We start from the raw sequence: 23,543 nt of genomic DNA, 5'->3' as shown, positions 1-23,543 counted from the left end.
AAAATGAAAGTACTAATGATTATCCCTGCCTACAACGAAGAAGAAAGCATTCTTCAAACTGTTCAGGGAATTATAGATTATAGAAAAAGTGTTAATTTCCAATTAGATTACTTGGTCATTAATGATGGTTCAACGGATAGCACAAAGCAAATTTTGATCCAAAATAAGTTAAATGCCATTCACTTGGTACAAAATTTGGGAATTGGTGGTGCAGTCCAAACAGGATACAAATATGCCTTGGAAAATGGTTATGATGTTGCTGTTCAGTTTGATGGCGACGGGCAACACGATATTCGTTCTTTAAATAGCTTAATGCAACCCATCTTAGCTGGTGAGGCTGATATGGTGATTGGTTCTCGTTTTGTTGGTGAGACTTTGTCAGAATTCCAGACCAGTTTTATGAGACGATTTGGAATAGGAGTTATTTCAAATATGATAAAACTAACTACAGGTAAACGAATTTGGGATACAACATCAGGTTATCGATTAGGAAATAGAAAAGTGATTGCTCAATTCGCTAGAAGATACCCTACGAAATATCCAGAACCAGAATCAAGTGTGCATTTGATGAAGCAGAATTTTAAGGTGGTAGAAGCACCGGCTAATATGTTTGAAAGAGCAGGAGGTGTTTCTTCCATAACACCATTAAAATCCATTCGTTATATGGTAGAGGTTTGTTCATCAATCTTGATTGCATCATTAATGAAGGAGGGAGAGTAATGACAGTTCAATCCCTTGCAATGCTGATAGCCTCAATCGGTTTTCTCTACTTTATTTTCCGTAATATCAACAAAAACAATATACTATTCGAGCATGCTTTTATGTGGATAGTGATTGGTTTTGGAATGATTGTATTTGCTTTATTTGAAGTTATTCCGGTGCAATTGGCTCGATTATTTGGATTTGGTTTGACTTCGAACTTCTTGTTATCTGTGGCCATTTTTATTCTATTAGTGATTGGATTTTTACATAGTATGGCCCTTTCTCAACAAAAGCAGCAGATTAAAAATTTAATCCAGGAAGTATCAATGGCTAAAAAAAGAATTGCTGAGTTGGAGGAATCTGATGCAGAGTAATCATACGTTTGTTATCTGTGCCTATGGCGATAGTCGGTATTTGGAGGAATGTATTCAATCCTTGATAAACCAGACTTTAAAATCGAATATTATCCTCTACACGAGTACTCCAAGTAACTATATTCAAGAGCTTTGTGAGAAGTATGAGCTTCCGTACTTTTCGTCAGTTGGTGGTGGTATTGGTAAAGATTGGAATAATGCCTTGTCCTTTGTTCAAACTCAATATGCAACGATAGTTCACCAGGATGATATCTATTTAGCTGATTATGCTCAAAAAATAATGTCATCTCTAACTGATGAAACTCTCATTTCTTATTCGGATTATCAGGAAGTGAAGGATGGCGAGGTAATTCCCCTTACAACAAACTTGAAAATCAAAAAGTTGATGTTGCGGACGATTGCTGTTTTTCCAAAGTGGAAATTTTGGCGTAATAGAGTCTTAGCATTCGGCAATCCAATTTCTTGTCCAGCTGTAACCTACAATTTGAAAAAACTGAATGATTTCAAGTTCAATGAAGAAATGAAAGTTTCACTTGATTGGTTTGCTTGGTATCAAATTGCACAAAAAAATGGTAGCTTTACCTTTGTTGATGAGAGTCTGATGTATCATCGTATTCATGAAGAATCCGAAACAACCAACAGTATTGAGAAAAACATTCGTACAAAAGAAGATTATGAAATGTATTTGTTATTCTGGCCAACCTTTATTGCTAAGTTTCTTTTAAGATACTATATCAAAAGCCAAGATACAAATGGTTAAGAGAAGGTTCTTTTTATATAAAACATTTCAAAACCATTTCAATTATTTTACACTCGACTAAGTATTGTCATGTAAATGTAATAAAAAATTTCAAAAACAAGAGATTTTCATAGGAAAATCTCTTGTTTTGTGCTAGAATAATAGATGGAGGTCCGATATGATCAAAATTTTTGGTAAAATTCGTTACCATTGGCAACCAGAACTTTCCTGGGGTGTTATTTACTGGTCACTTACCTTCATTCCACTTTTCATGAGTATGACGCTATTGTTGGAAAAACTACGCGTATCAGGTCTATTTCTTTTGCTAGTATTTCTTTTTTTACTGCTAGTAATCCTAGGATTACATAGGTATTTTGAAATAAAAGAAACCCATTTACGTATTGTTACGGCTAATCTATTTGCCATTCAAGATATTGAAATTGCTCAAATAACAAAAGTGGAAGTTTCTTATATCGCTGTTCGCATATTTTCTGACGAATTACCGGATGGTAAGGTCTATTATATGCGGAAATGGCCTAAAAAATTTTTTGTGAATCATTTAGCCCTACATCCTGCATTTTCTGGAGAAGTAATTTTGTCTGATCATCTGATCAAGCAAGATTATTTTGAAATTTATTATGCAAAAAAAGCCAAATCAATCCAGTGAAATGGCTTTGGTAGGGCAGGATTTGATGGCTTCGAGTATATCGGGAGTTAGGTCGCTATCTCTTTCTAGGTTCTTTCTATCTGAAAAAATCACAATACCGTCGTCATCATAATCAAACACAGGTGAATAGGTTTGGCATAGCCCACAGGCAATGCACCGGTCAGGAATAAGTTTTATTTTCATACTATTATTTTAATCATATTTTTAGAAAAAAACAAGGAGTTGTCCCGAGAATGTCACAAGAGCCATGGAATGAAGAAGTGTATCAAACAGCTGCAGCAAGTCGTAAAGACCGCTTGAGTAAAGGATTGGCAAGTACGAAAGTATTTACCGTACTGGCTATTATTTTCTTTATCATTGTCATCATTATAGGGGCAATTGCCTTCTATCTATCTGTTGGTGGCAGTAAGACGGATTCGACGAAAGAGTTTTACAATCCAAGCAATGCTGCTGTTGTAGCAGAAAGTTCAACTGTCCCTACGGAAACGACGACTGAAACAGAAGTCACAGAAACAGAGGAAACGGAAGTGATAGATACAGCTGAAACTACGGAAACTAGTTCAAGCTTGACAGAAGCTGCAGATGGTTCTACCCTAACAGTTCAAGCTGGGGAGGGAGTTGGAGCATTGGCGGCACGTGGTGGTATTTCCATTGCTGAGTTAGAGCGTTTAAATCCTGAAAAAATGGCGACAGGTTCTTGGTTGGCTCACCCAGGTGATATTGTCCGCATTAGATAAGAGGTATTATGAAATCCATTCAAATTGCTATTGACGGTCCTGCATCGAGTGGCAAGTCAACCGTTGCCAAGATTATCGCTAAAGATTTTGGCTATACTTACTTAGATACAGGAGCCATGTACCGTTCTGCGACTTATTTGGCCTTGCAAAATGGTATTGATGTTACTGACCAAGATGGTATTGTGACCTTGCTTGCTCAACATCCTATTCGTTTTGGTAGGGATGCGCAAGGGCAACAACAGGTATTTGTTGGTGAGCAGGATGTTACCTTACCCATTCGTGATAATCAAGTAACTAACAATGTGTCGGCAGTTGCGGCACTTCCCTTGGTACGAGAAGAGTTGGTTCGCTTGCAACAGGAGATTGCCCAAGCGGGTGGCATTGTTATGGACGGCCGTGACATTGGTACAGTCGTCTTGCCTCAAGCTGAACTTAAGATTTTCCTGATTGCCTCAGTAGAGGAGCGTGCCCTTCGTCGTTTTAAGGAAAATACGGAACGTGGCATCGAAACAGACTTGGAAATCTTGAAAGAGGAGATTGCGGCTCGTGATCTGAAAGACAGTACTCGGGAGGTTTCACCTTTGAAAGCTGCTGACGATGCCATCACATTTGATACAACAGGTGTATCCATCGAAGGTGTAGTGAAATTTATTTCAGAAAAAGCGAAAGAAATTCTTGACAAGTAGTTTTGGACGTGTTAGAATAGTCGTATTGAGAAAAGCAGAAGTGAGAGCTTCTCGCCTTGCGACTAACGTTGTCTGGCTCTACGGATTAAGATTTCTTCGGAAAGAATAATGGTGTAGTGCGGACTTGTTTAGCAAGTCCGTTTCGTTTTTCTCGAAAAATATAAAATGAGGTGAAAAGCCATAGCAAAGCAAGATTTGTTCATCAATGATGAAATTCGAGTGCGTGAAGTTCGTCTTATCGGTCTTGAGGGTGAACAGTTGGGAATCAAACCGCTCAATGAGGCTCAGGCCATTGCTGATAGTGCAAACGTGGATTTAGTCTTGATTCAACCGCAAGCTAAACCACCAGTAGCTAAAATTATGGACTACGGTAAGTTCAAATTTGAATATCAGAAAAAGCAGAAAGAACAACGCAAGAAACAAAGTGTTGTCACTGTAAAAGAAGTGCGTCTTAGCCCAGTTATTGATAAAGGGGACTTTGACACAAAACTTCGTCATGCCCGTAAATTCCTTGAAAAAGGAAATAAGGTTAAGGTTTCGATCCGTTTCAAGGGTCGTATGATTACCCACAAAGAAGTTGGAGCGAAAGTATTAGCTGAGTTCGCCGAAGCAACCCAAGATATTGCTATTATCGAACAACGTGCTAAGATGGACGGACGTCAAATGTTTATGCAATTGGCCCCAGCTTCAGATAAAAAATAAGCTTTTTACGCTAAAAGGAGAATTAAAATGCCAAAACAAAAAACTCACCGCGCATCAGCTAAACGTTTTAAACGTACAGGTTCTGGTGGATTGAAACGCTTCCGCGCTTATACTTCACACCGTTTCCACGGTAAAACTAAAAAACAACGTCGTCACCTTCGTAAAGCAGGTATGGTACATGCTGGTGACTTTAAGCGTATCAAGTCAATGCTTACACAAATGCGTTAATCTCGCATCAGTATTGCACAATTACTTTTTTGAATTATTTGGAGGAAAATTAAATGGCACGTGTTAAAGGTGGCGTTGTTTCTCGTAAACGCCGTAAACGTATTTTAAAATTAGCTAAAGGTTACTATGGAGCTAAACATCTCTTGTTCCGCACAGCGAAAGAACAAGTAATGAACTCTTACTACTATGCATACCGTGACCGCCGTCAGAAAAAACGTGATTTCCGTAAATTGTGGATCACTCGTATCAATGCGGCTGCTCGCATGAACGGTTTGTCATACTCACAATTGATGCATGGTTTGAAATTGGCTGAAATCGAAGTAAACCGTAAAATGCTTGCTGACTTAGCAGTAAACGATGCAGCAGCATTCACAGCTCTTGCTGACGCAGCAAAAGCAAAACTTGCTAAGTAAGACAACATATACAGAAGAAAATCTTGGAAGCTTTTCCAGGATTTTTTCTGTATATGGCCAATTCTAGTAGTATGTAGCTGAAAGTCAATCAAATGGTAAAGGTAGGTATATTAGGAATATTTTGACATTTGGAGATAAATTGAATAGTAGAATTTTTAAAAGCCATGGTGACAACCTTATTTCAGGGGTATCACCATGGCTTTTGTTTCTAATTGAACCTCTATTCGTTAGAAGAACTAGATACTGTACTGGTTGATGTAGAGGTTGTAGCACTGCTTTCCGCACTTGAACTGGCTGTACTGCTTGTGGAACTGCCGTTTAATTCTAGGTAACTTGGTGCATTAAATAAATCGACAGTTGATTTATTACCATTTTTACTATATAAACTGGTTGATTTAGCCCCTAGCTCATTTTCTAGTGCAATCTCAGCAGCCAATGAATCAATGTAGTTGAATTGGCTAGCATCTAAAGCAGGCAGGCCGTTATCAAAGAAACGAATGAGGTCCCCAGTTTGAATGGCATCACTAGCAGCAAGTTGGGCAGAGGCTGCTTCCTTAATGGCATCAATTTCTTTCTGGGTTGTTTCATCTGGATTGGTAATTTCAATACCCGTTTCGGTATAGTAAATCTTTCCTGCGTAGCTGGTATATTTGGGTGTAATGAAGCTTCCTTCTGTACGGAGAGCCACGATTTGTTTGTTTTGAGGGGACAATAGATCCTGCCCAACCTGTAAGAATTGATTTGCCTTTATACCAAGTAGGTGTTCCAGTGTTGGTAGGGCGTCAATCTCACCTCCAAATGTATGGAAGATTCCACCATTGGTCATACCTGGGACGACAATCATATAGGGAACTCGTTGGAGCATGGCATTGTCAAATTCTGTCCAAGTTTGCGGGTCCTTATTCAAGAGTGGAGCCAAATCTGGATTTCGCGAATTCGATATGCCATAGTGGTCGCCGTAGAGGACAATAACGGAATGTTCGTAGAGACCAGTTGCCTTCAAATAGTCAAAGAAGGACTTGATGGAAGTATCCAAGTAGTTGGCAGTTGCAAAATAGCCGTTAATAGTTTCATCATCCGTATCAGCCAGGGGAAATCCTTTCTCATCGCCAATCAAGCTGGTGGTATAAGGATAGTGGTTGGATACGGTAATGAATTTAGCATAAAATGGTTGCTGTATCCGTTCCAAATATTTGATAGAATCTGCAAACATGATTTTATCATTTAAACCATATTGGAATGAGTTTTCTGCAGTGGCTTCAGAGAAGTAGGATTGGTCAAAGAAATAGTTATAACCCCACTGTTTGTAGGTGTTATTTCTATTCCAAAAACTAGCTGAATTTCCGTGGAAGACAGCAGATGTATAGCCACCGTTTTGGGATAGGATATAAGGAGCAGCCTGCTGGGTATTGCTTCCACCATACTGGACCATAAAGGAACCTTGGTTTAATCCAAATAAGGAAGTTTCAATCATGGTTTCAGCATCGGATGTTTTACCTGCCTTTACTTGATTGAAGAAATTGGAAAAAGCTAAAGTAGAGTTGGAATGATAGAGGGAATTGAGGAAAGGAGTTACCTCGTATTCTGCTCCATTAACCTTTAGCTTGTAATCAATGACAAATTGTTGCAGGCTTTCAAGATGGAGATAGATGACGTTGCGCCCCTTGGCGATACCGAAATAGCTATCATTGGGCTGTGCGTAGTGTTCTTCAACATACTGTTTAATAGGTTCAAGGTCACTTGGATTGGCTCCCGAGCGATCCTTATGGGCTGTGTAGGTTTGGTTGGCATTGTAGCCTAGAAAGGCTGGCAGGCCCAGTGCTCTGACGATATAGGTGTTTGAAAACCCCCGTGTCAACAATTCAGGTCGATCAACTTCGGCCAAAAATAGATTGATGGAGAAAAGCAGGGCAGAGAATGCTGTAATAGCAAAGCTAGCCTTTGGATAGAAAGGCTGTTTATCCCAACTGACATTTTTCCGATAGAGGAGGACAGCAAAAGTGATAAAGTCTAAAAAATAGACCAGATCCCACGGTCTGAAGAGTTTAATAGCTGCTTCACCAAGACCTGCGGAAACACTAGAAGTTGCCATCATGGTTGAGATGGAAATATAGTCTGAAAATTCTCGGTAGTAAACAGCGTTGGAAAATAGCCAGGCAAAGAGAAGGAAATACATTCCACTGGCTAGTCCATAAAACAGCTTTGTCTGTTTGGCATAGAGTGCTAGCCCTATTAAGAGTAAGCCGATTGGCAAGGGGTTGATAATGGCAATGAAATGCTGAAACAACCCCTGTAAATCTAAGCTAAAATCAACATAGTAGGCCCAGAGAGTTTTGAGCCAATACATCACTAGAAGGATGAGGACGAAGCCAAAACGAGTTTTGGAATACTCTTTGACATGATCAATTATTTTTTTCACAAATATACCTCATGGTCCTTTCTAAATCTCAGTTCATTATACCATAATTTTAAAATAAGCCTCAAAGTTTGGAGTTTTTTTGGCATATATGCAGAATCGTGTTATAATAAATATATGAAAATAAAGGTAAATCGAATTGCAGAGCAGAAGATCAAAAAGGGCATTCAACTCCTAGATAGTGCTGATTTTTCAGGACTTTCTGTGACAGAAGATAGGATAGTCGATTTAATTTCTGAAGCAGGCAACTATTTAGGAAAGGCTTATCTTTCTCCTCAGAACAAGGGGATTGGCTGGTTATACAGTCACTCCAAAGAAGAATTGACAGAAAGCTACTTTGTGAACCTGTTTAATAAAGCACGGCAAAAGCGGAATCATTTTTATCAGTCAGACTTGACCAATGCCTTTCGCTTATTCAATCAAGATGGGGATGATTTTGGTGGTTTGACGGTTGATTTATATGATGAATTTGCCGTCTTTTCGTGGTATAATACCTTTGTTTATTCTATCAAAGAAAAGATCGTTTCTGCCTTTCAAGAGGTGTTTCCAGAGGTGAAGGGGGCTTATGAGAAAATCCGCTTTAAAGGGGTGGATTATGAGTCAGCCTTTCTTTACGGACAAGAGGCACCAGAAAATTTCACCGTCTTAGAGAATGGTGTTGCTTATCAAGTTTTCATGAATGACGGCTTGATGACAGGTATTTTCCTCGATCAACATGAGGTACGCGGTTCACTGGTGGATGGTCTGGCGACAGGTAAAACCCTGCTCAATATGTTTTCTTATACGGCAGCCTTCTCCGTTGCTGCAGCTATGGGAGGAGCAATAGAAACCACTTCGGTTGATTTAGCTAAACGGTCACGAGAACTCTCTACAGCTCATTTTAAGGCTAATGGTGTAGAATTAGACAATCATCACTTTGTAGTCATGGACGTCTTTGAATATTTCAAATATGCCAAGCGCAAGGGATTAAGCTATGATGTCATTGTCCTGGATCCACCAAGCTTTGCCCGAAATAAAAAACAGACATTTTCGGTAGCCAAGGACTATCATAAATTGATTTCCCAGTCACTAGAGATCCTAAATCCAAAGGGGATGATCATTGCCTCAACCAATGCGGCCAATGTGTCGGTTGAGAAATTCCGTCAACAGATTGAGAAAGGTTTTGGTTCGCAAAAGCATCGCTATACTACGACCTATCGCTTACCAGCTGATTTTACAATCAATAAAAATGATGAAAGTAGTAATTACCTCAAGGTCTTTACGATAAGGGTAGAAAAATGAAAATAGTAGTTCCTATTATGCCTAGAAATTTGGAAGAAGTAGAGGCCATTGATGTAGGACGTTTGGCGGAAGCCGACCTCATTGAATGGAGAGCGGACTATCTTCCCAAAGAGGACATTTTAAGAGTAGCCCCTGCCATTTTTGAAAAATGTAATGGCAAGGAAGTTATTTTTACCATCCGAACAACACGAGAAGGTGGTTATTTGGATTTGGAAGATCAAGAGTATGTTGATTTGATTAAGGAAGTGGCAGCCCTCTATCAGCCAGACTATATTGATTTTGAGTATTATTCTTATCAATCGGTCTTTGATCAGATGTTGGAATTTCCAAATCTTGTCTTGAGTTATCATAATTTTGAAGAAACACCTGCTAATTATCTGGAAATCATGTCTGAATTAACCAGTCTTTCGCCCGCAGTTGTTAAAATGGCAGTCTTGGCCAAGAGTGAGCAGGATGTCTTGGATGTGATGAACTACACTCGTGGCTTTAAGACCTTGAATGCTGAACAGACCTTTGCGACGATTGCAATGGGAGAGCTTGGAAGGCTTACTCGTATTGCAGGGGTGATTACTGGTTCTTGTTGGACCTTTGCAAGTTTGGATGAAGTATCGGCTCCTGGACAGATGTCCTTGGCTAATACACGTAAGTTTTTGGAAATTTTGGAGAATTAAATATGCGTTATTTAACAGCTGGTGAGTCTCATGGACCACGCTTAACAGCCATCATTGAGGGAGTTCCAGCTGGTCTTCCTTTGACTGCAGAAGATATCAATACGGACTTGAAACGTCGCCAAGGTGGTTACGGTCGCGGCAGCCGTATGCAGATTGAAACAGACCGTGTAGAGATTACAGCCGGTGTTCGTCATGGTAAAACAACGGGGGCCCCAATTACCCTTAATGTCACTAATAAAGACCACCAAAAGTGGTTGGATATTATGGCTGTAGAAGATATTGAGGACAAGCTCAAGAGCAAGCGTCGTATCAGACATCCGCGTCCAGGTCATGCTGATTTGGTCGGTGGTATGAAATACCGTTTTGATGATTTGCGAAATTCCTTGGAGCGTTCTAGTGCGCGTGAAACAACCATGCGTGTGGCAGTCGGCGCCGTCGCCAAACGAATTTTGGCGGAGCTGGATATTGAAATTGCTAACCACGTTGTCGTTTTCGGTGGTAAGGAAATTGATGTTCCAGATGGCTTAACTGTTGCAGAAATTAAAGAACGTGCAGCCAAGTCGGAAGTTTCCATCGTTAACCAAGAGCGTGAAGAGGAAATCAAGGCTTATATTGACCAAATCAAGCGTGATGGGGATACCATTGGTGGTGTTGTCGAAACCATTGTTGGCGGTGTACCTGTTGGTCTGGGTTCCTATGTTCAATGGGATAAGAAATTGGATGCTAAACTGGCTCAGGCAGTTGTTTCTATCAATGCTTTTAAAGGAGCAGAGTTCGGGGTTGGTTTCCAAGCAGGCTACCTAAAAGGTAGTCAGGTCATGGATGAAATTATGTGGTCTAAACAAGAGGGCTACACACGCAGAACCAACAATCTCGGCGGTTTTGAAGGTGGCATGACAAATGGTGAGCCCTTGGTGATCCGTGGTGTTATGAAACCAATTCCAACCCTCTATAAGCCTTTGATGTCCGTTGATATTGACACGCATGAGCCTTATAAGGCGACTGTGGAGCGTTCTGACCCAACGGCTCTTCCAGCAGCTGGTGTGGTTATGGAATCTGTAGTTGCTACGACCATTGCAACAGAAATCTTGGAAAAATTCTCTTCAGATAATATGGAAGAGTTGAAAGTTGCTGTGGCTAGTCACCGTGACTACGTTAGAAATTTCTAGGTCATCAATGAAAAAAACGATTTTGATTGTCGGTCTGGGCCTGATTGGAAGTTCTCTAGCCCTCTGTATCCGCAAACAACACCCAGATTATCAAATTCTAGGTTTTGAACCCAATCCAGCTTCTGCACAGGTTGCGCTTGAGCAAAAGATGGTGGACTACCTATCAGATGATTTGGTAGAATTGGCTGGACAAGCTGATGTGATTCTTCTGAGCGTGCCTATTCAAGTGTCGCTTGAATTGATAGAAAAGTTAAGTCATACGAACCTGAAAGAAGGGGTTCTGATTACAGATGCTGGTTCAACCAAGTCAGCTATTGTGACTGCAGCGGAGAAGTTCCTTTTACCTAGGAACATCAACTTTATCGGCGGGCATCCGATGGCGGGTAGTCATAAGTCAGGTGCAGCGGCGGCAGACATCCACTTGTTTGAAAATGCCTACTATATCATGACGCCTTGTCAGGCTACCAAGGCAGATGCAGTTCCTCGATTGACTGATTTACTGTCTGGGACAGGTGCCCGCTTTGTCCAGCTTGATGCAGCAGAGCATGATAGGGTCACCAGTCAGATTTCCCATTTTCCACATGTCTTGGCTTCTAGTTTGATGAATCAGGCTGGAGATTACGCCCAAAATCATCCCTTTACCAATAATTTTGCGGCAGGTGGTTTTCGGGATATGACCCGGATTGCCGAAAGTGAACCAGGTATGTGGACCAGTATTCTCATGACTAATCCAGAAGCGATTTTGGATAGGATTGCAGAATTTCAAGACCGCCTGAACCAAGTTTCAACCGTCTTGAAATCTGGAGATAGGGAAGCTATTTGGGAATTCTTTGAACGTGGTCGTCAGACCCGCAAGGCTATGGAAATTCATAAGAGAGCCGGTGTGGATTCCTTCTATGATTTATTCCTTAGCGTTCCCGATGAGGAAGATACGATTTTGAAGGTCTTGGAAGTCCTGCGTGGAATTTCCATTGTCAATATTCGTATTAACGAAGAAAACCGTGAAGATATACACGGTATATTACAAATTACGTTTAAAAATAAGGTGAACTTGGAAGAAGCAGCTCAACGTTTGAGGGAGCAAACTACCTACCAGGTACACCAGGATTAAAGGAGAAAGTTTATGTCAACAAATATCTATGATATCGCAAATGAATTGGAACGTGCTATTCGCAACTTGCCTGAGTATAAGGCGGTAGAAGTTGTTAAGGTCTCAGTTGCGGGCAATCCAGAAGCCAAAGAAATTTTGGAGAGCTATATCGCCTTCCAAAAAGGTATTCAGGAAAAATTACAAGCGGGTGATATTCCAACTGAGGAAGATCAAAAAACGATGTTGGATTTCAATAAGAAGGTTCAAGCCAATCCAATTTTGGTTGAATACTTTACAAAACAACAGCAATTAGCAACTTACGTGGCTGATTTAGAACGTATTATTTTTAAACCTTTGAATGAATTATTATAAGAAACAGCTGCAAGGCTGTTTTTTCTTGTGTAAAGTTATCGGCCTTACTTGACATTATGGAAAAATTGGTATATACTACAATTAGTATATGGTTATAACCAGTACATAGAAATATTATATTGAATTAAGGAGATAGGACGTGTCTAAGTATATATATGCTAAGTCTATTATTTTGAAGGATACTGAGGTAGAGAATGCCTATCTCGAAGTAACTGACGCAGGTACTTTTGGTAAGATTCTGACCGAAAAACCAGAAGGGGATATTATTGATTATTCCGACTATCATCTGGCAGCAGGTTTGGTGGATACCCACATTCATGGCTATGCATCTCACGATGTCATGGACAATGATTTCGAAGGGATCAAGGTGATTTCAGAAGGCCTCTTGGCTTGTGGGGTGACCTCTTGGCTTCCAACAACTTTGACAGATTCCACAGAAAATTTGGATGCAGTCTGTGAAACCATCGGAACCTATGCAGGTCAAGAAAGAGGTGCCAAGATTCAGGGAATTTTCTTAGAAGGTCCCTTCTTTACAGAAAAATACAAGGGAGCTCAAAATCCCAAGTATATGAGCGATCCATCTATTGAGAAATTGGACAAATGGCACCAGCTCTCCAAGGGCCTGGTCAATAAAATTGCCATTGCGCCAGAAAGAGAAGGCGTGACAGAATTTATCGAATTTGCCAACAGCAAGGCCATTCACACAGCTCTCGCTCATAGTGATGCGACCTATGCGCAAGCAGAAGCGGCTGTAAATGCAGGAGCCAATATCTTCGTCCATGTCTACAATGGTATGAGTGGGCTACATCATCGTGAGCCAGGAATGGTTGGCGCAGCCCTGAACTTAAAAAATGTTTATGCAGAAATGATTTGTGATGGTCACCATGTTCATCCAGCGGCAGCAGAAGTTGTCATTAAAGCGCGTGGCGCAGAAGAAACTGTATTGATTACAGACTGTATGCGAGCAGGAGGAATGGGTGAAGGAAATTCTCGACTGGGTGAATTTGAAGTCGTTGTAAAAGACGGCACAGCTCGCCTCAAACACAATGGTAGTTTGGCAGGCTCCATTCTAGAGTTGATCCAGGCTGTTCAGCATGTGGTTGAATGGGGATTGGTTTCCCTGCCGGATGCCCTTCGAATGGCTTCTCTAGCACCAGCTCGCTCGGTCAACATTGATCATGTTTGTGGTCAGATTGCAGAAGGACGGGCAGCAGACTTCATCGTCGTAGATGATGCAGGACGATTGCAAGCAACCTACTTAGACGGTGTGAAACGATTTGAGAATTAGTTAAAGGCTTCTAAAACTGCTAGTTGTATATCAACAGCAACTTAATTGGTAATACTATTTTCCAGGAGGAATCTAATGACAAAATTACAACTTTCTCAGGCTAAATTTGACCATATGACGCGCTTGTCAAACAGCGACAAAGTCATTGCAGCCCTAGCTATTGACCAACGTGGTGCATTGAAACGCCTTTTGGCTGCGGCAGCAGGTGGTGGCGAATTTGGAGATGATATTTTGATTGACTTCAAAAAAGTCATCTCAAGCGATTTGACGCCTTATGCAAGCTCCATCCTTTTGGATGCGGAATACGGTGTTCCAGCTTCTGAATTGCGCCATGCGGACTGTGGCTTTATCGCTGCTTATGAAAAAACTGGTTACGATGCTTCCACACCAGGTCGTCTGCCAGACCTTTTGCCAAACTGGTCCGCAAAACGCATCAAAGAATTGGGAGCAGATGCCGTAAAAATCTTGCTCTACTATGATGTAGATGACAAGGCAGAAATCAACGACATCAAGCATGCTTGGGTAGAACGCATTGGTAGCGAGTGTGTGGCAGAAGATATTCCTTACTTCGTGGAAATCTTGACCTACGATGCTAGCGACATGGATGTAACCTCTCGTGAGTATGCAGCCCTCAAACCACACAAGGTCAATGGTGCTATGCGCGAATTCAGCAAACCACGCTACAATGCAGATGTCCTCAAGGTTGAAGTGCCTGTCAATATGAACTTTGTAGAAGGCTACACAGATGAAGAGCCAGTATATACAGTTGAGGAAGCCAAAGCCTTCTTCAAGGAGCAAACAGACAGCACCCACTTGCCATTCATCTATTTGAGTGCAGGAGTATCTGCGAAACTCTTCCAGGAAACACTAGTCTTTGCCAAAGAAGCTGGTTCAAGCTTTAACGGTGTTCTTTGTGGACGTGCAACTTGGAAGGATGCAGTAGCTATATTTGCAAGCGAAGGGGAAGAAGCAGCTAAAGCTTGGTTGGCTGATCAAGGTCGTCGCAATGTCGAAGAGCTTAATGAAGTTCTGGCAACTACTGCTCATCCTTGGACAGAAAAAGTAGAAGTCAAATAAAAACTTTGGGAGCGGGAAAGAACTCGACTGGTCAAAAACATACTAAGATTAGTAGTGAGGAAATCTCCGACGGGAGAGAGTACTCACTACTTTTTCTTTATGATAAAGTAGAGGTGTCTTGTTAAGTCGACAACTCTTTTGACGCTAGACGTCGCATCAAAAAAAAGAGTTCGTCTTCCCGCCCCCGCACAGTTGATTAGGTCAGATTTGGAGTGTAAAACACGAACAAATCTGCCAATCAACCACTGCGTTGAGATGTTGACACGAACCCTGAGAAGCGAGGTTGTTTTTTTTTGCCCAGCCTCTTTTTCCATGAAATTATTAAAAGATTTTCGGAAAAAAGTTAAAAAATCTGAAAATTTAAGCAATTTTTGTTGACAAATGCTTGAAAATGCATTAAGATAAGTAAGAATTAAAAATCAATTAGAAAGGAAAACAGAAATGTTACTAATGTGTCAAAATCATTCAGCTAATCATACTTATTTCTACGGCTATTTTAGATAGTGTTTGTAGACATGGTAAACATGGATGCAAACACGGGAACGTAAAGTTTGTATCTATGTGGCTGTAGCTGTTTTGACGTGTGCCCCATAGATGATACATCTAAATGGCACAGTAATTCCTTCTGTTTTCATATACAGTTGAAATATAGGACCGTTTAGAGTGTAGTCTAAGCGGTCCTTTCTTGTTCATTTTTTATATATAAAAAGGAGATAAATCATGGGATTTAAAAAAATTATTCTTAGTTCAGTAACACTCTTATCAGCAATTACCTTGGCCGCTTGTAGCTCAAGTTCCTCAGACAATAGTTCAGTAAATGTTGGTATCATTCAGTATGCCGAGCACGAGGCATTATCTGCAGCCCGTGAAGGTTTTGTGGAAGCCATGGCAGAAGCAGGCTACAAAGAAGGTGAAAACTTAACAATTGATTTGCAAAATTCACAAGGTGATCAAGCCAATTTGCAGACAATGGTGCAAAAGTTAGCTGGTAACAATGACCTTAACTTTGCCATTGCAACACCAGCTGCCCAGGCCATGTTAAACGCAGATGCTGAAACCCCTGGCGTATTTACAGCTGTAACGGATCCAGTTGAAGCAGGCTTGGTGGAATCCTTGGAAGCCCCAGGAGGAAGCATGACAGGCTCAATTGATGCGACAGATGTAGAGGGGCAAATTGATATGTTAGTCAAAGTAGTTCCCTCTGCAAAAACAGTTGGTATTTTCTACAATTCAAGCGAGGTAAACTCGGAAGTTCAAGCTAATCAGGCTAAAAAAGCTCTTGAAGCAAAAGGTATTAAGGTAGAAGTGACTACTGTTACTTCAACAAATGATGTTCAGCAAGCTGTCACTTCATTGGCTGGCAAAGTGGATGCAATTTACCTTCCAACTGATAATACAGTAGCATCAACAGCTTCAACCATTGGCGATGTTTTGAAAGAGGCAAAAGTTCCAGCTATGGGATCTGACGCAGCGGTTATCGATGCAGCACTCTTTACCTACGGTGTAGATTACCACGCAATCGGTGTTCAGGCCGGAGAATTAGCTGCTAAAATTTTGGATGGTGAGAAGCCAGCAGACTTGGCTGTTGAAAAACCAAATACAGCAGCTATTACGGTCAATGAAGAAATGGCAAAAGTAGTGGGAATTGATCCAGCAACCATTAAAGCACTAGAAGAATAAACAGTTAGGAGATTGGATTATATGTATAATAAGCTAGTAAAAAAAGTGGCAACTATTTCATTGGCAAGTGTAGCGGCTTTGACACTTGCAGCCTGCGCATCAACATCTAAACAAGCTTCATCTGAAGCGGTTAAAGTTGGTGTCCTTCAGTATATGGAGCATGAGTCATTGACAGCAGCGCGTGAAGGTTTTGTGGCTGAACTGGAAGCAAATGGCTACAAAGAAGGTGAAAAATTGGTCTTGGATTATCAAAATGCCCAAGGTGACCAAGCCAACCTTCAAACGATTTCAGAACAATTGGTTGGGGAAAATGATTTAGTCCTAGCCATCGCAACGCCATCAGCTCAAAGTTTAGCGACTGTATCAACGGAAACACCAATTCTCTTTACAGCCGTTACAGATCCCTTGTCAGCCGACTTGGTTGAAACTATTGAGAAACCAGGTGGTTTATTGACAGGCACATCTGACCAAGCTCCAATTGATAAACAAGTTGAATTGCTAGGTCAAGCTGTTCCAGATGCCAAGACAGTTGGTATTTTGTACACTACTAGCGAACGGAACTCCGAAGTTCAGGTTGAGCAAGCCAAAGAATTGCTTGAAAAAGCAGGATATACGGTTGTTGTCAATGGAATTACTTCTTCAAATGAGGTCCAAGATGCGACAACCAGCTTGATGAAGGATGTGGATGCTGTCTTTGTTCCAACTGACAATACAGTTGCTTCAACCATGACCATGATTGGTGAATTGTCTGTGGAGCATAAGGTTCCTGTCATCGGTGGTTCTACAGATATGGTGGATGAAGGTGGTCTGTTGACCTATGGCACAAACTATGAGGCACTTGGTCGTCAAACTGCCAAAATGGCCATTAAGATTATTGAAGGTGCTAAGGTATCTGAAACAGCTGTAGAATATCCTGAAACAGTTAGCCTTCATGTCAACGAAGAAATGGCTAAGAAATTGAGTATTGATACGGCTAAACTATCTGTAACAGAATAAAAGCGGTAAAATAGGACCTAGTTTATTTTTAGCAAATAAGGAGAAAATCGTGGATATTATTTTATCAAGTATTTCGCAAGGCCTGCTTTGGTCGGTCATGGCGATTGGTGTTTATCTGACATTTCGTATTTTAGATATCGCAGATATGACAGCGGAGGGTTCTTATCCCCTCGGCGCTGCAGTCTGTGCAACTGGGATTGTTAATGGAGTAAATCCCTTGCTTGCGACTTTTATTGCAGTGCTAGCAGGTATGGTAGCTGGATTGATTTCAGGTTTGCTTCATACAAAGCTCAAAATTCCAGCCCTTTTGACAGGTATCGTCACTTTGACAGGTCTTTACTCTATCAACTTGAAAATTTTGGGTAAGGCCAACGTGGCCCTACTAAAACAAGAAACATTGGTAACGCAATTGCAGGAATTTGGTCTAACCAAAACAAATGCAGTCTTGGTCATCGGTCTTGTCTTTGTACTAGCAGTTGTCGGTCTGCTTACTCTCTTGTTGAATACTCAAATTGGTTTGGCTATTCGTTCAACAGGGGACAACATCCCAATGAGTGAGGCTAATGGTATCAACGTTGACAATATGAAAATCTATGGCTATATGATGTCAAACGGTCTGGTTGCCCTCTGTGGCGCCTTGTTGACACAAAACAATGGCTATGCAGATTTGAACTCTGGTACAGGTACCATTGTTATCGGTCTGGCCTCTGTTATTATTGCAGAAGTAATTTTACGCAACTTGCGCTTGGGCTGGAGATTGCTGTCTGTTGTACTTGGTGCAGTTGTTTATCGCTTGATTATCCTTGCGATTTTGGAAATTCCAGGCATGGATGCAGACCTTGTAAAACTCTTCTCAGCCATTCTTTTGGCAACAGTCCTTTATGTGCCAGAATTGCAGAAGAAGCTCAACATTCGTCGACCAAAATTGAACGGAAATGCTTAGGAGGAAGATATGACGACTATTTTATCAATTCAAAATATTCATAAGACCTTCGAAGCAGGAACGGTCAATGAAAACCATGTCCTTCGTGGGTTGAACCTAGATGTAAAAGAAGGAGATTTTATCTCCATTATCGGTGGTAATGGTGCTGGGAAATCAACCTTCATGAACTCTCTGGCAGGTGCTTTGACAGTTGACTCAGGCGATATTTTGCTTGAAGGTAAATCAATCAAGCATGTATCAGCTGCCAAACGCTCTAAGGACATTAGTCGAGTATTCCAAGATCCAAAGATGGGAACAGCTTCTCGCTTGACCATTGAAGAAAATATGGCCATTGCCTACCGCCGTGGTTTATCTCGTGGACTTGGTTGGGGTGTGAAAGACAGCGAACGGGCTATTTTCAAAGAAGCATTAAAAGAGCTTGGCTTGGGCTTGGAAGACCGTATGAAAGTGGATACGCAGTTCCTATCAGGTGGTCAGCGTCAGGCCTTGACCCTGATGATGGCTTCGCTTGTGAAACCAAAGGTTCTACTTTTGGACGAACATACTGCCGCCCTTGATCCAAAAACAAGCGACATGGTTATGGAATTGACCAAAAAAATCGTGGAAAGTCACCAGTTGACAGCTCTTATGATTACGCACAACATGGAAAATGCCATCGAATATGGAAATCGTTTGGTCATGTTGCACCGCGGTCAGATTGTTGTTGATGTAGCAGGAGAAGAGAAGAAGAACTTGACTGTTCAAAACTTGATGGACCTCTTCTACAAAAACAGCGGTGAAAAGCTAACTGACGATGAGATGATTTTATAAAAAATAAGACTACTGATTTTATGCAAGTTGAACCGCACCCCAAAAGTTAGAGAGAAAAATCTAACTTTTGGGGTGCTATTTTTATGAAATTGAGCTATGAAGACAAAATCAAAATCTATGAACTACGTCAAAGTGGTCAGTCTATCAAGAACTTATCAAAACAGTTTACTATTGCAGAATCTGTTATCCAATATATGCTTCGACTGATCGATAGGTATGGCATAAACATTGTCAAGAAAGGTAAGAACACCTATTATCCTCCAGAACTCAAGCAGGAAATGATTGATAAAGTACTTCTTGATAAGCAGTCAGTCCTCTCCGTCTCGCTTGATTATGCCCTGCCAAATCGTGGAACTCTTCCAAACTGGATAGCACAATACAAGAAAAACGGGTATACTATTGTTGAGAAAACAAGAGGGAGGCCACCAAAGATGGGGCGTAAACCAAAGAAAACCTGGGAAGAGATGACGGAGTTAGAGCGACTTCAGGAGGAAAATGAACGGCTTAGAACGGAGAATGCCTATCTAAAAAAGTTGAGAGCGCTTCGTTTAAGGGACGAAGCCAGAGAACAAGAAAGGCTCAAACAGTTAGAGAGATGGTCGCAGAAGGATTCCGACTAAATCTACTGCTGACGATTGCTCAATTAGTTCCTTCTACTTATCATTATCAAGTCAAACAACTGGACAAACCAGATAAAGATAAGGACTTAAAAGCTGAAATTCAAGCCATTTATGATGAACATAAGGGAAACTATGGCTACCGTCGCATTCACCTTGAGCTAAGAAATCGTGGATTTTCTGTCAACCACAAGAAAGTACAAGGGCTGATGAAAGAGTTAGGTTTGACTGCTCGTATTCGTCGACGCAAGAGATACAAGTCTTACAAGGGTGATGTGGGCAAGAAAGCTCCTAATCTCATTGAGAGAGCCTTTGAAGGGGCTAAGCCTTTTGAGAAGTGCTATACAGATGTGACTGAGTTCGCTCTGCCAAATTGTGCTGAAAAACTCTATCTTTCTCCTGTTCTGGATGGCTATAATAGTGAAATTATTGATTTTACCTTATCCCGCTCTCCAAACCTCATACAAGTCAAGACCATGCTTGAGAAGGTCTTCCCTGAGGAAACTTACCCAAATACCATTCTCCATAGTGACCAAGGTTGGCAATACCAACATGAAGTCTATCACCGTTTTCTTGCAAGTAAAGGCATACGTCCTTCCATGTCTCGCAAGGGAACCAGCACAGATAATGGCATGATGGAGTCCTTCTTTGGCATCTTGAAAACAGAAATGTTTTACGGATTTGAGAAAAATTTCAAGTCTCTGGATCAACTGGAGCAAGCTATCACCAAGTATATTTTTTACTACAACAATAAACGCATTAAAGAAAAACTAAAAGGACTTAGTCCTGTTCAGTATAGAACTAAATCCTTTCAATAATATTTTTTGTCTAACTTTTTGGGGTCAGTACAAGTCAGTAGTCTTTTTTCTTATAGTTGTAGAAATTCTAGCATTTCTTCCATCGGGATTTGATGGATGGCAGCCTGGCCTAATTGTGGAACGATGACTAGTTTGATGGACTTGCCTCGCGCCTTCTTATCACGGGTTAAGGCTGCGAATAATTCATCGATATTCCATGGTTGGTGTGCAGTAGGTAGGCCGAATTTTTCACACATGGCGATGATTTTTTCAGTCATACCTGGTGGCATGAGGTCTTTTCTTTCAGCAGCGCGTGAGATTTGCACCATACCGATGGCAACGGCTTCACCGTGCATGACCTGACCGTAGCCTGCGGTAGCTTCGATAGCATGTCCGATTGTGTGACCGAAGTTGAGGTAGAGTCTGACACCGTTGTCTAATTCATCTTCGACAACGACCTTGCGTTTGACTTCGCAGGAATGGTAGATGATATAGTCAGCGTGTTCCAAAATGCTCTCGACAGATCCATCTAGTTGGTCTAAGGTTTCCCAAAGCTCCACATCATCTATTAAGCCATATTTGACAACTTCGCCCATTCCTTCAATCAATTCCCGTTTGCCAAGGGTTTTGAGGGTGTCAGGGTCAATTAAAACGCCGTCAGGCTGGCAGAAGGTACCCACCATATTTTTGGCAAATGGTGTGTTCACGCCAGTTTTTCCACCGATAGAAGAATCAACTTGGGCAGTCAAGCTGGTTGGAATTTGGAGAAAGTGAATGCCACGCATATAGGTTGAGGCAACAAAGCCAGCCAAATCACCAACGACACCGCCACCGAGGGCGATAATGCCGTCACTGCGGGTCATGCCATGCTGTACGAGAAATTCGTAGGCCTGATTGACAGTGTCAAGATTTTTTGAAGCTTCGCCTTCTGGAAATGCAAAGACAATGGTTTCAAAGCCAGCAGTTTCCAGACTAGTTTGAACAGTTTCAGCATAGAGTGAGCCGACATGGTCATCTGTGATGATGGCAATTTTCTGAGGTTTCCAGAGCCCTTTGACCCAGGAACCTGCCTGTGCTAAACTTCCTCTTTCGATGAGGATATCGTAGGGATTGTTGGGAAGATTGACAGTTAGTTTCATCGGGTTTCCTCTCTAGTTGATGTCGTATTTCTGGACTAATTGGTCCCAAATCAAGTCAGTCGGCATTTCTTTTCCTGTCCAGACTTGGAAGGCCTCGGCTGCTTGAAAGAGCAGCATGCCCAATCCATTGATGGTTGGATTGCCTTGTGACTGGGCTAGTTTTAATAAGGGTGTTTCAAATGGTTGGTAGATAATGTCCGCAACCAAGAGTTGTTCTGGAAATTGTAGTGTGGCAGGAATAGGAAGAGAAACGCCATCCATTCCGACACTGGTTCCATTGACTAGCAAGTCTGATTGAGTAATTTCTTTTTGAATTATTTGGCTGTCTTCGTTGGCTAGAACCCGCATAGGAACACCAGTTGCTTGTGCAATAGGTGCTACACTTGTCTGTGTTCGTTCCAGGCTTTGTTGCCGACAGAAAATGGTGATTTCTTTGGCGCCATCCAGAGCAGCCTGAGCAATGATAGCGGTAGAAGCACCACCTCCGCCAAGAATGGTTAGGCGTTTGTTGTCTACCTGAAATCCTTTTAGCTTTTCCAAGCTCTTGAAAAATCCAATACCGTCAGTATTGTGCCCAATTAGCTTTCCATCATTAAGAATAACAGTATTGACAGCACCAATCAGTCGAGCTGCTGGGGTTAGGTCATCGAGATAAGGGATGACAGCTTGTTTGTAGGGCATGGACAGGTTGATACCAAACATATCGTATCGTTTGATATTTTCAAGCGTAACAGCCAAGTCTTCCTCTGGAATTTCCCAAGCAACATATACTCCATTTACACCTGTATCTTGAAAAGCCAGATTATGAATAAAGGGGGAAATAGAGTGTTTGATTGGTTTGGCTACAACAGCAGCTAAGCGAGTATATCCATCAATAGTCACAAATTTCCTCCATTTTTCATCTGTTTTTTATCTTGTATTGTTTATAGGGTCTGGTGGATTTCACGGATAAGTGCTTCCGTTTTTTCCCAGCCTAAGCAAGGGTCGGTAATGGATTTCCCAAATACTTCAGGGCTGTCCTGACGGCCGTCTTCCAAGTAGGATTCAATCATGAAACCACGGACGTATTTGCGAATGGATTCGTTCCAAGCTCGGTTGATGAGGGTTTGACGGACGATACGGATTTGTTCCAGGTAGTTTTTCCCAGAATTATCATGGTTGGTATCAATCACGATAAATGGATTTTCTAGCCCAAATTCTTCATACTGTTTGATGGTTTTCAAGAGAATATCGTAGTAGTAGTTTGGCTCGTATGTACCTTGTTCGGTCGTGGCACCGCGTAAAATGGCATGGGCAAGTGGATTGCCGTCTGTATCGACTTCGGCATCACGATAGATAAAGTTTTGTTTGTTTTGGGCAGCGTAGATACCGTTGAACATGACTTTAAGATTGCCAGAAGTAGGGTTTTTCATACCCGTTGGCATATCAATACCGGAGGCTACAAAGCGGTGTTCTTGGTCTTCAACCGAACGAGCTCCGATTGCATGGTAGGATACCAAATCTTCTACCAGTGGATAGTTGGCAGAATAGAGCATCTCATCGGCTGTAGTTAAGCCTGTTTCAGTAATGACACGGTAGTGCAGGTTACGAACAGCGGCGATACCGTTGATGAGGTCTGGTAATTTAGAAGTATCTGGCTGGTGGACCAGTCCCTTATAGCCTTCGCCGTTGGTTCGTGGTTTGGCAGTATAGACACGCATGACCATGAAGATTTTGTCTTTGACTTCTTCTTGAAGTTTGGACAAGCGATTGGCGTATTCTAAAACGGCTTCTTCATTGTCTGATGAGCAAGGCCCGATAACCAAGAGCAGGCGGTCATCTTCGCCACGGATAATACCTTTTAATTCTTCATCACGTTGGTTTTTAGCGGCTAGAAACTCTCCTTCTAGTTTAGAGAGTTCTTTTACTTTATCAATGTCTAAACTGGTGCTGCGTTTGTGAATTCCCAT

General features: G+C 41.5%; 26 protein-coding genes and 1 other annotated feature. Of the genes, 21 read left to right on the top strand and 5 right to left on the bottom strand.

Annotated features, from left to right (window positions below):
* Positions 1 to 3: 3 nt before the first annotated feature.
* From C1G49_RS08165 to C1G49_RS08150, 4 genes are all read left to right on the top strand, one after another.
* Entirely contained in the window at positions 4 to 720 is a 717-nt protein-coding gene (locus tag C1G49_RS08165) for a glycosyltransferase family 2 protein (RefSeq protein ID WP_105125298.1), read from the top strand.
* Entirely contained in the window at positions 720 to 1,076 is a 357-nt protein-coding gene (locus C1G49_RS08160; protein WP_105125297.1) for a DUF2304 domain-containing protein, read from the top strand. Before C1G49_RS08165 ends, C1G49_RS08160 begins: the two co-directional genes overlap by 1 nt.
* Complete coding sequence (locus tag C1G49_RS08155; protein ID WP_105125296.1) at positions 1,066 to 1,836, top strand: glycosyltransferase; 771 nt, start codon at positions 1,066 to 1,068, stop codon at positions 1,834 to 1,836. Before C1G49_RS08160 ends, C1G49_RS08155 begins: the two co-directional genes overlap by 11 nt.
* 157 nt (positions 1,837 to 1,993) lie before the next feature.
* Positions 1,994 to 2,482, top strand: coding sequence for an EbsA family protein (locus C1G49_RS08150; RefSeq protein WP_105125295.1), 489 nt, complete (start codon positions 1,994 to 1,996; stop codon positions 2,480 to 2,482).
* Here C1G49_RS08150 and C1G49_RS08145 read toward each other — a convergent pair.
* Positions 2,471 to 2,665 carry a ferredoxin gene (locus tag C1G49_RS08145; protein WP_105125294.1) on the bottom strand — a complete coding sequence of 65 codons (195 nt, stop codon included), beginning with the start codon at positions 2,663 to 2,665 and terminating at the stop codon, positions 2,471 to 2,473. The two genes, C1G49_RS08150 and C1G49_RS08145, sit on opposite strands and share 12 nt — an antisense overlap.
* Before the next feature lie 50 nt (positions 2,666 to 2,715).
* Here C1G49_RS08145 and C1G49_RS08140 point away from each other — a divergent pair, with 50 nt between their 5' ends.
* The 5 genes from C1G49_RS08140 (at position 2,716) to rplT (ending at position 5,248) form a co-directional block, all read left to right on the top strand.
* A complete protein-coding gene (locus C1G49_RS08140; RefSeq protein WP_105125293.1) occupies positions 2,716 to 3,219 on the top strand; it encodes an SAG1386/EF1546 family surface-associated protein in 504 nt (167 codons plus the stop codon).
* Between the two features lie 8 nt (positions 3,220 to 3,227).
* Positions 3,228 to 3,905 carry a (d)CMP kinase gene (cmk, locus tag C1G49_RS08135; RefSeq protein ID WP_105125292.1) on the top strand — a complete coding sequence of 226 codons (678 nt, stop codon included), beginning with the start codon at positions 3,228 to 3,230 and terminating at the stop codon, positions 3,903 to 3,905.
* 26 nt (positions 3,906 to 3,931) lie between these two features.
* Positions 3,932 to 4,060, top strand: a sequence feature (ribosomal protein L20 leader region).
* 40 nt (positions 4,061 to 4,100) lie between these two features.
* Positions 4,101 to 4,607: a translation initiation factor IF-3 gene (gene infC, locus C1G49_RS08130; protein WP_105118085.1), complete on the top strand. Its 507-nt coding sequence runs from the start codon at positions 4,101 to 4,103 to the stop codon at positions 4,605 to 4,607.
* 27 nt (positions 4,608 to 4,634) lie between these two features.
* Positions 4,635 to 4,835 (top strand): 50S ribosomal protein L35, encoded by a 201-nt coding sequence (rpmI, locus tag C1G49_RS08125; protein ID WP_024375714.1) that lies wholly within the window; start codon positions 4,635 to 4,637, stop codon positions 4,833 to 4,835.
* A gap of 53 nt (positions 4,836 to 4,888) precedes the next feature.
* Entirely contained in the window at positions 4,889 to 5,248 is a 360-nt protein-coding gene (gene rplT / locus C1G49_RS08120) for a 50S ribosomal protein L20 (RefSeq protein ID WP_012028296.1), read from the top strand.
* A gap of 220 nt (positions 5,249 to 5,468) precedes the next feature.
* On the opposite strand, the gene C1G49_RS08115 is transcribed toward rplT, so the two are convergent.
* On the bottom strand, positions 5,469 to 7,667 hold the full coding sequence (locus C1G49_RS08115; protein WP_105125291.1) for an LTA synthase family protein: 2,199 nt from the start codon (positions 7,665 to 7,667) through the stop codon (positions 5,469 to 5,471).
* Between the two features lie 114 nt (positions 7,668 to 7,781).
* Here C1G49_RS08115 and C1G49_RS08110 point away from each other — a divergent pair, with 114 nt between their 5' ends.
* The 12 genes from C1G49_RS08110 (at position 7,782) to C1G49_RS08050 (ending at position 20,476) form a co-directional block, all read left to right on the top strand.
* Complete coding sequence (locus C1G49_RS08110; RefSeq protein ID WP_105125290.1) at positions 7,782 to 8,945, top strand: class I SAM-dependent rRNA methyltransferase; 1,164 nt, start codon at positions 7,782 to 7,784, stop codon at positions 8,943 to 8,945.
* A complete protein-coding gene (aroD, locus tag C1G49_RS08105; RefSeq protein WP_105125289.1) occupies positions 8,942 to 9,616 on the top strand; it encodes a type I 3-dehydroquinate dehydratase in 675 nt (224 codons plus the stop codon). The genes C1G49_RS08110 and aroD overlap by 4 nt, the downstream gene beginning before the upstream one ends.
* Positions 9,617 to 9,618: 2 nt before the next feature.
* Positions 9,619 to 10,785: a chorismate synthase gene (gene aroC / locus C1G49_RS08100; protein ID WP_105125288.1), complete on the top strand. Its 1,167-nt coding sequence runs from the start codon at positions 9,619 to 9,621 to the stop codon at positions 10,783 to 10,785.
* A gap of 7 nt (positions 10,786 to 10,792) precedes the next feature.
* Positions 10,793 to 11,896 carry a prephenate dehydrogenase gene (locus tag C1G49_RS08095; RefSeq protein ID WP_105125287.1) on the top strand — a complete coding sequence of 368 codons (1,104 nt, stop codon included), beginning with the start codon at positions 10,793 to 10,795 and terminating at the stop codon, positions 11,894 to 11,896.
* A gap of 12 nt (positions 11,897 to 11,908) precedes the next feature.
* Positions 11,909 to 12,247 carry a YlbF/YmcA family competence regulator gene (locus tag C1G49_RS08090; protein ID WP_105125286.1) on the top strand — a complete coding sequence of 113 codons (339 nt, stop codon included), beginning with the start codon at positions 11,909 to 11,911 and terminating at the stop codon, positions 12,245 to 12,247.
* A gap of 139 nt (positions 12,248 to 12,386) precedes the next feature.
* Positions 12,387 to 13,535 (top strand): N-acetylglucosamine-6-phosphate deacetylase, encoded by a 1,149-nt coding sequence (gene nagA, locus C1G49_RS08085; protein WP_105125285.1) that lies wholly within the window; start codon positions 12,387 to 12,389, stop codon positions 13,533 to 13,535.
* Between the two features lie 75 nt (positions 13,536 to 13,610).
* A complete protein-coding gene (lacD, locus tag C1G49_RS08080; RefSeq protein ID WP_105125284.1) occupies positions 13,611 to 14,612 on the top strand; it encodes a tagatose-bisphosphate aldolase in 1,002 nt (333 codons plus the stop codon).
* 720 nt (positions 14,613 to 15,332) lie between these two features.
* Positions 15,333 to 16,292, top strand: a complete 960-nt coding sequence (locus tag C1G49_RS08070; protein ID WP_105125282.1) for an ABC transporter substrate-binding protein — start codon at positions 15,333 to 15,335, stop codon at positions 16,290 to 16,292.
* A 21-nt stretch (positions 16,293 to 16,313) separates the two neighbouring features.
* Positions 16,314 to 17,288 (top strand): ABC transporter substrate-binding protein, encoded by a 975-nt coding sequence (locus tag C1G49_RS08065; RefSeq protein WP_105125281.1) that lies wholly within the window; start codon positions 16,314 to 16,316, stop codon positions 17,286 to 17,288.
* A 49-nt stretch (positions 17,289 to 17,337) separates the two neighbouring features.
* A complete protein-coding gene (locus tag C1G49_RS08060; RefSeq protein ID WP_105125280.1) occupies positions 17,338 to 18,231 on the top strand; it encodes an ABC transporter permease in 894 nt (297 codons plus the stop codon).
* 9 nt (positions 18,232 to 18,240) lie between these two features.
* A complete protein-coding gene (locus tag C1G49_RS08055) occupies positions 18,241 to 19,041 on the top strand; it encodes an ABC transporter ATP-binding protein (protein WP_044685958.1) in 801 nt (266 codons plus the stop codon).
* Between the two features lie 83 nt (positions 19,042 to 19,124).
* Positions 19,125 to 20,476, top strand: a protein-coding gene (locus C1G49_RS08050; protein WP_105125279.1) for an IS3 family transposase whose coding sequence is annotated in 2 segments (ribosomal slippage) — positions 19,125 to 19,581 and positions 19,581 to 20,476 — 1,353 coding nt in all. Because the reading frame shifts where the segments join, the coding sequence is not laid out codon by codon here.
* Positions 20,477 to 20,526: 50 nt separating this feature from the next.
* On the opposite strand, the gene aroB is transcribed toward C1G49_RS08050, so the two are convergent.
* The 3 genes from aroB to C1G49_RS08035 are packed head-to-tail and all read right to left on the bottom strand — an operon-like array spanning position 20,527 to position 23,543.
* Positions 20,527 to 21,594, bottom strand: a complete 1,068-nt coding sequence (aroB, locus tag C1G49_RS08045) for a 3-dehydroquinate synthase (protein ID WP_105125278.1) — start codon at positions 21,592 to 21,594, stop codon at positions 20,527 to 20,529.
* Positions 21,595 to 21,606: 12 nt separating this feature from the next.
* Positions 21,607 to 22,476: a shikimate dehydrogenase gene (locus C1G49_RS08040; protein ID WP_105125277.1), complete on the bottom strand. Its 870-nt coding sequence runs from the start codon at positions 22,474 to 22,476 to the stop codon at positions 21,607 to 21,609.
* 41 nt (positions 22,477 to 22,517) lie between these two features.
* Positions 22,518 to 23,543 (bottom strand): 3-deoxy-7-phosphoheptulonate synthase, encoded by a 1,026-nt coding sequence (locus C1G49_RS08035; protein WP_105125276.1) that lies wholly within the window; start codon positions 23,541 to 23,543, stop codon positions 22,518 to 22,520.

The organism is Streptococcus suis (assembly GCF_002960625.1).
Taxonomy (GTDB): domain Bacteria; phylum Bacillota; class Bacilli; order Lactobacillales; family Streptococcaceae; genus Streptococcus; species Streptococcus suis_T.
Note: the sequence above shows the minus strand (reverse complement) of the source record. Positions and strands in the feature narration are given on the sequence as shown.

What these genes read in the sequence shown, in the direction of transcription:
- C1G49_RS08165 (WP_105125298.1), top strand. Translation starts at nt 4, where the DNA reads ATGAAAGTACTAATGATTATCCCTGCCTACAACGAAGAAGAAAGCATT.
- C1G49_RS08160 (WP_105125297.1), top strand. Translation starts at nt 720, where the DNA reads ATGACAGTTCAATCCCTTGCAATGCTGATAGCCTCAATCGGTTTTCTC.
- C1G49_RS08155 (WP_105125296.1), top strand. Translation starts at nt 1,066, where the DNA reads ATGCAGAGTAATCATACGTTTGTTATCTGTGCCTATGGCGATAGTCGG.
- C1G49_RS08150 (WP_105125295.1), top strand. Translation starts at nt 1,994, where the DNA reads ATGATCAAAATTTTTGGTAAAATTCGTTACCATTGGCAACCAGAACTT.
- C1G49_RS08145 (WP_105125294.1), bottom strand. Translation starts at nt 2,665, where the DNA reads ATGAAAATAAAACTTATTCCTGACCGGTGCATTGCCTGTGGGCTATGC.
- C1G49_RS08140 (WP_105125293.1), top strand. Translation starts at nt 2,716, where the DNA reads ATGTCACAAGAGCCATGGAATGAAGAAGTGTATCAAACAGCTGCAGCA.
- cmk (WP_105125292.1), top strand. Translation starts at nt 3,228, where the DNA reads ATGAAATCCATTCAAATTGCTATTGACGGTCCTGCATCGAGTGGCAAG.
- rpmI (WP_024375714.1), top strand. Translation starts at nt 4,635, where the DNA reads ATGCCAAAACAAAAAACTCACCGCGCATCAGCTAAACGTTTTAAACGT.
- rplT (WP_012028296.1), top strand. Translation starts at nt 4,889, where the DNA reads ATGGCACGTGTTAAAGGTGGCGTTGTTTCTCGTAAACGCCGTAAACGT.
- C1G49_RS08110 (WP_105125290.1), top strand. Translation starts at nt 7,782, where the DNA reads ATGAAAATAAAGGTAAATCGAATTGCAGAGCAGAAGATCAAAAAGGGC.
- aroD (WP_105125289.1), top strand. Translation starts at nt 8,942, where the DNA reads ATGAAAATAGTAGTTCCTATTATGCCTAGAAATTTGGAAGAAGTAGAG.
- aroC (WP_105125288.1), top strand. Translation starts at nt 9,619, where the DNA reads ATGCGTTATTTAACAGCTGGTGAGTCTCATGGACCACGCTTAACAGCC.
- C1G49_RS08095 (WP_105125287.1), top strand. Translation starts at nt 10,793, where the DNA reads ATGAAAAAAACGATTTTGATTGTCGGTCTGGGCCTGATTGGAAGTTCT.
- C1G49_RS08090 (WP_105125286.1), top strand. Translation starts at nt 11,909, where the DNA reads ATGTCAACAAATATCTATGATATCGCAAATGAATTGGAACGTGCTATT.
- lacD (WP_105125284.1), top strand. Translation starts at nt 13,611, where the DNA reads ATGACAAAATTACAACTTTCTCAGGCTAAATTTGACCATATGACGCGC.
- C1G49_RS08070 (WP_105125282.1), top strand. Translation starts at nt 15,333, where the DNA reads ATGGGATTTAAAAAAATTATTCTTAGTTCAGTAACACTCTTATCAGCA.
- C1G49_RS08065 (WP_105125281.1), top strand. Translation starts at nt 16,314, where the DNA reads ATGTATAATAAGCTAGTAAAAAAAGTGGCAACTATTTCATTGGCAAGT.
- C1G49_RS08055 (WP_044685958.1), top strand. Translation starts at nt 18,241, where the DNA reads ATGACGACTATTTTATCAATTCAAAATATTCATAAGACCTTCGAAGCA.
- aroB (WP_105125278.1), bottom strand. Translation starts at nt 21,594, where the DNA reads ATGAAACTAACTGTCAATCTTCCCAACAATCCCTACGATATCCTCATC.
- C1G49_RS08035 (WP_105125276.1), bottom strand. Translation starts at nt 23,543, where the DNA reads ATGGGAATTCACAAACGCAGCACCAGTTTAGACATTGATAAAGTAAAA.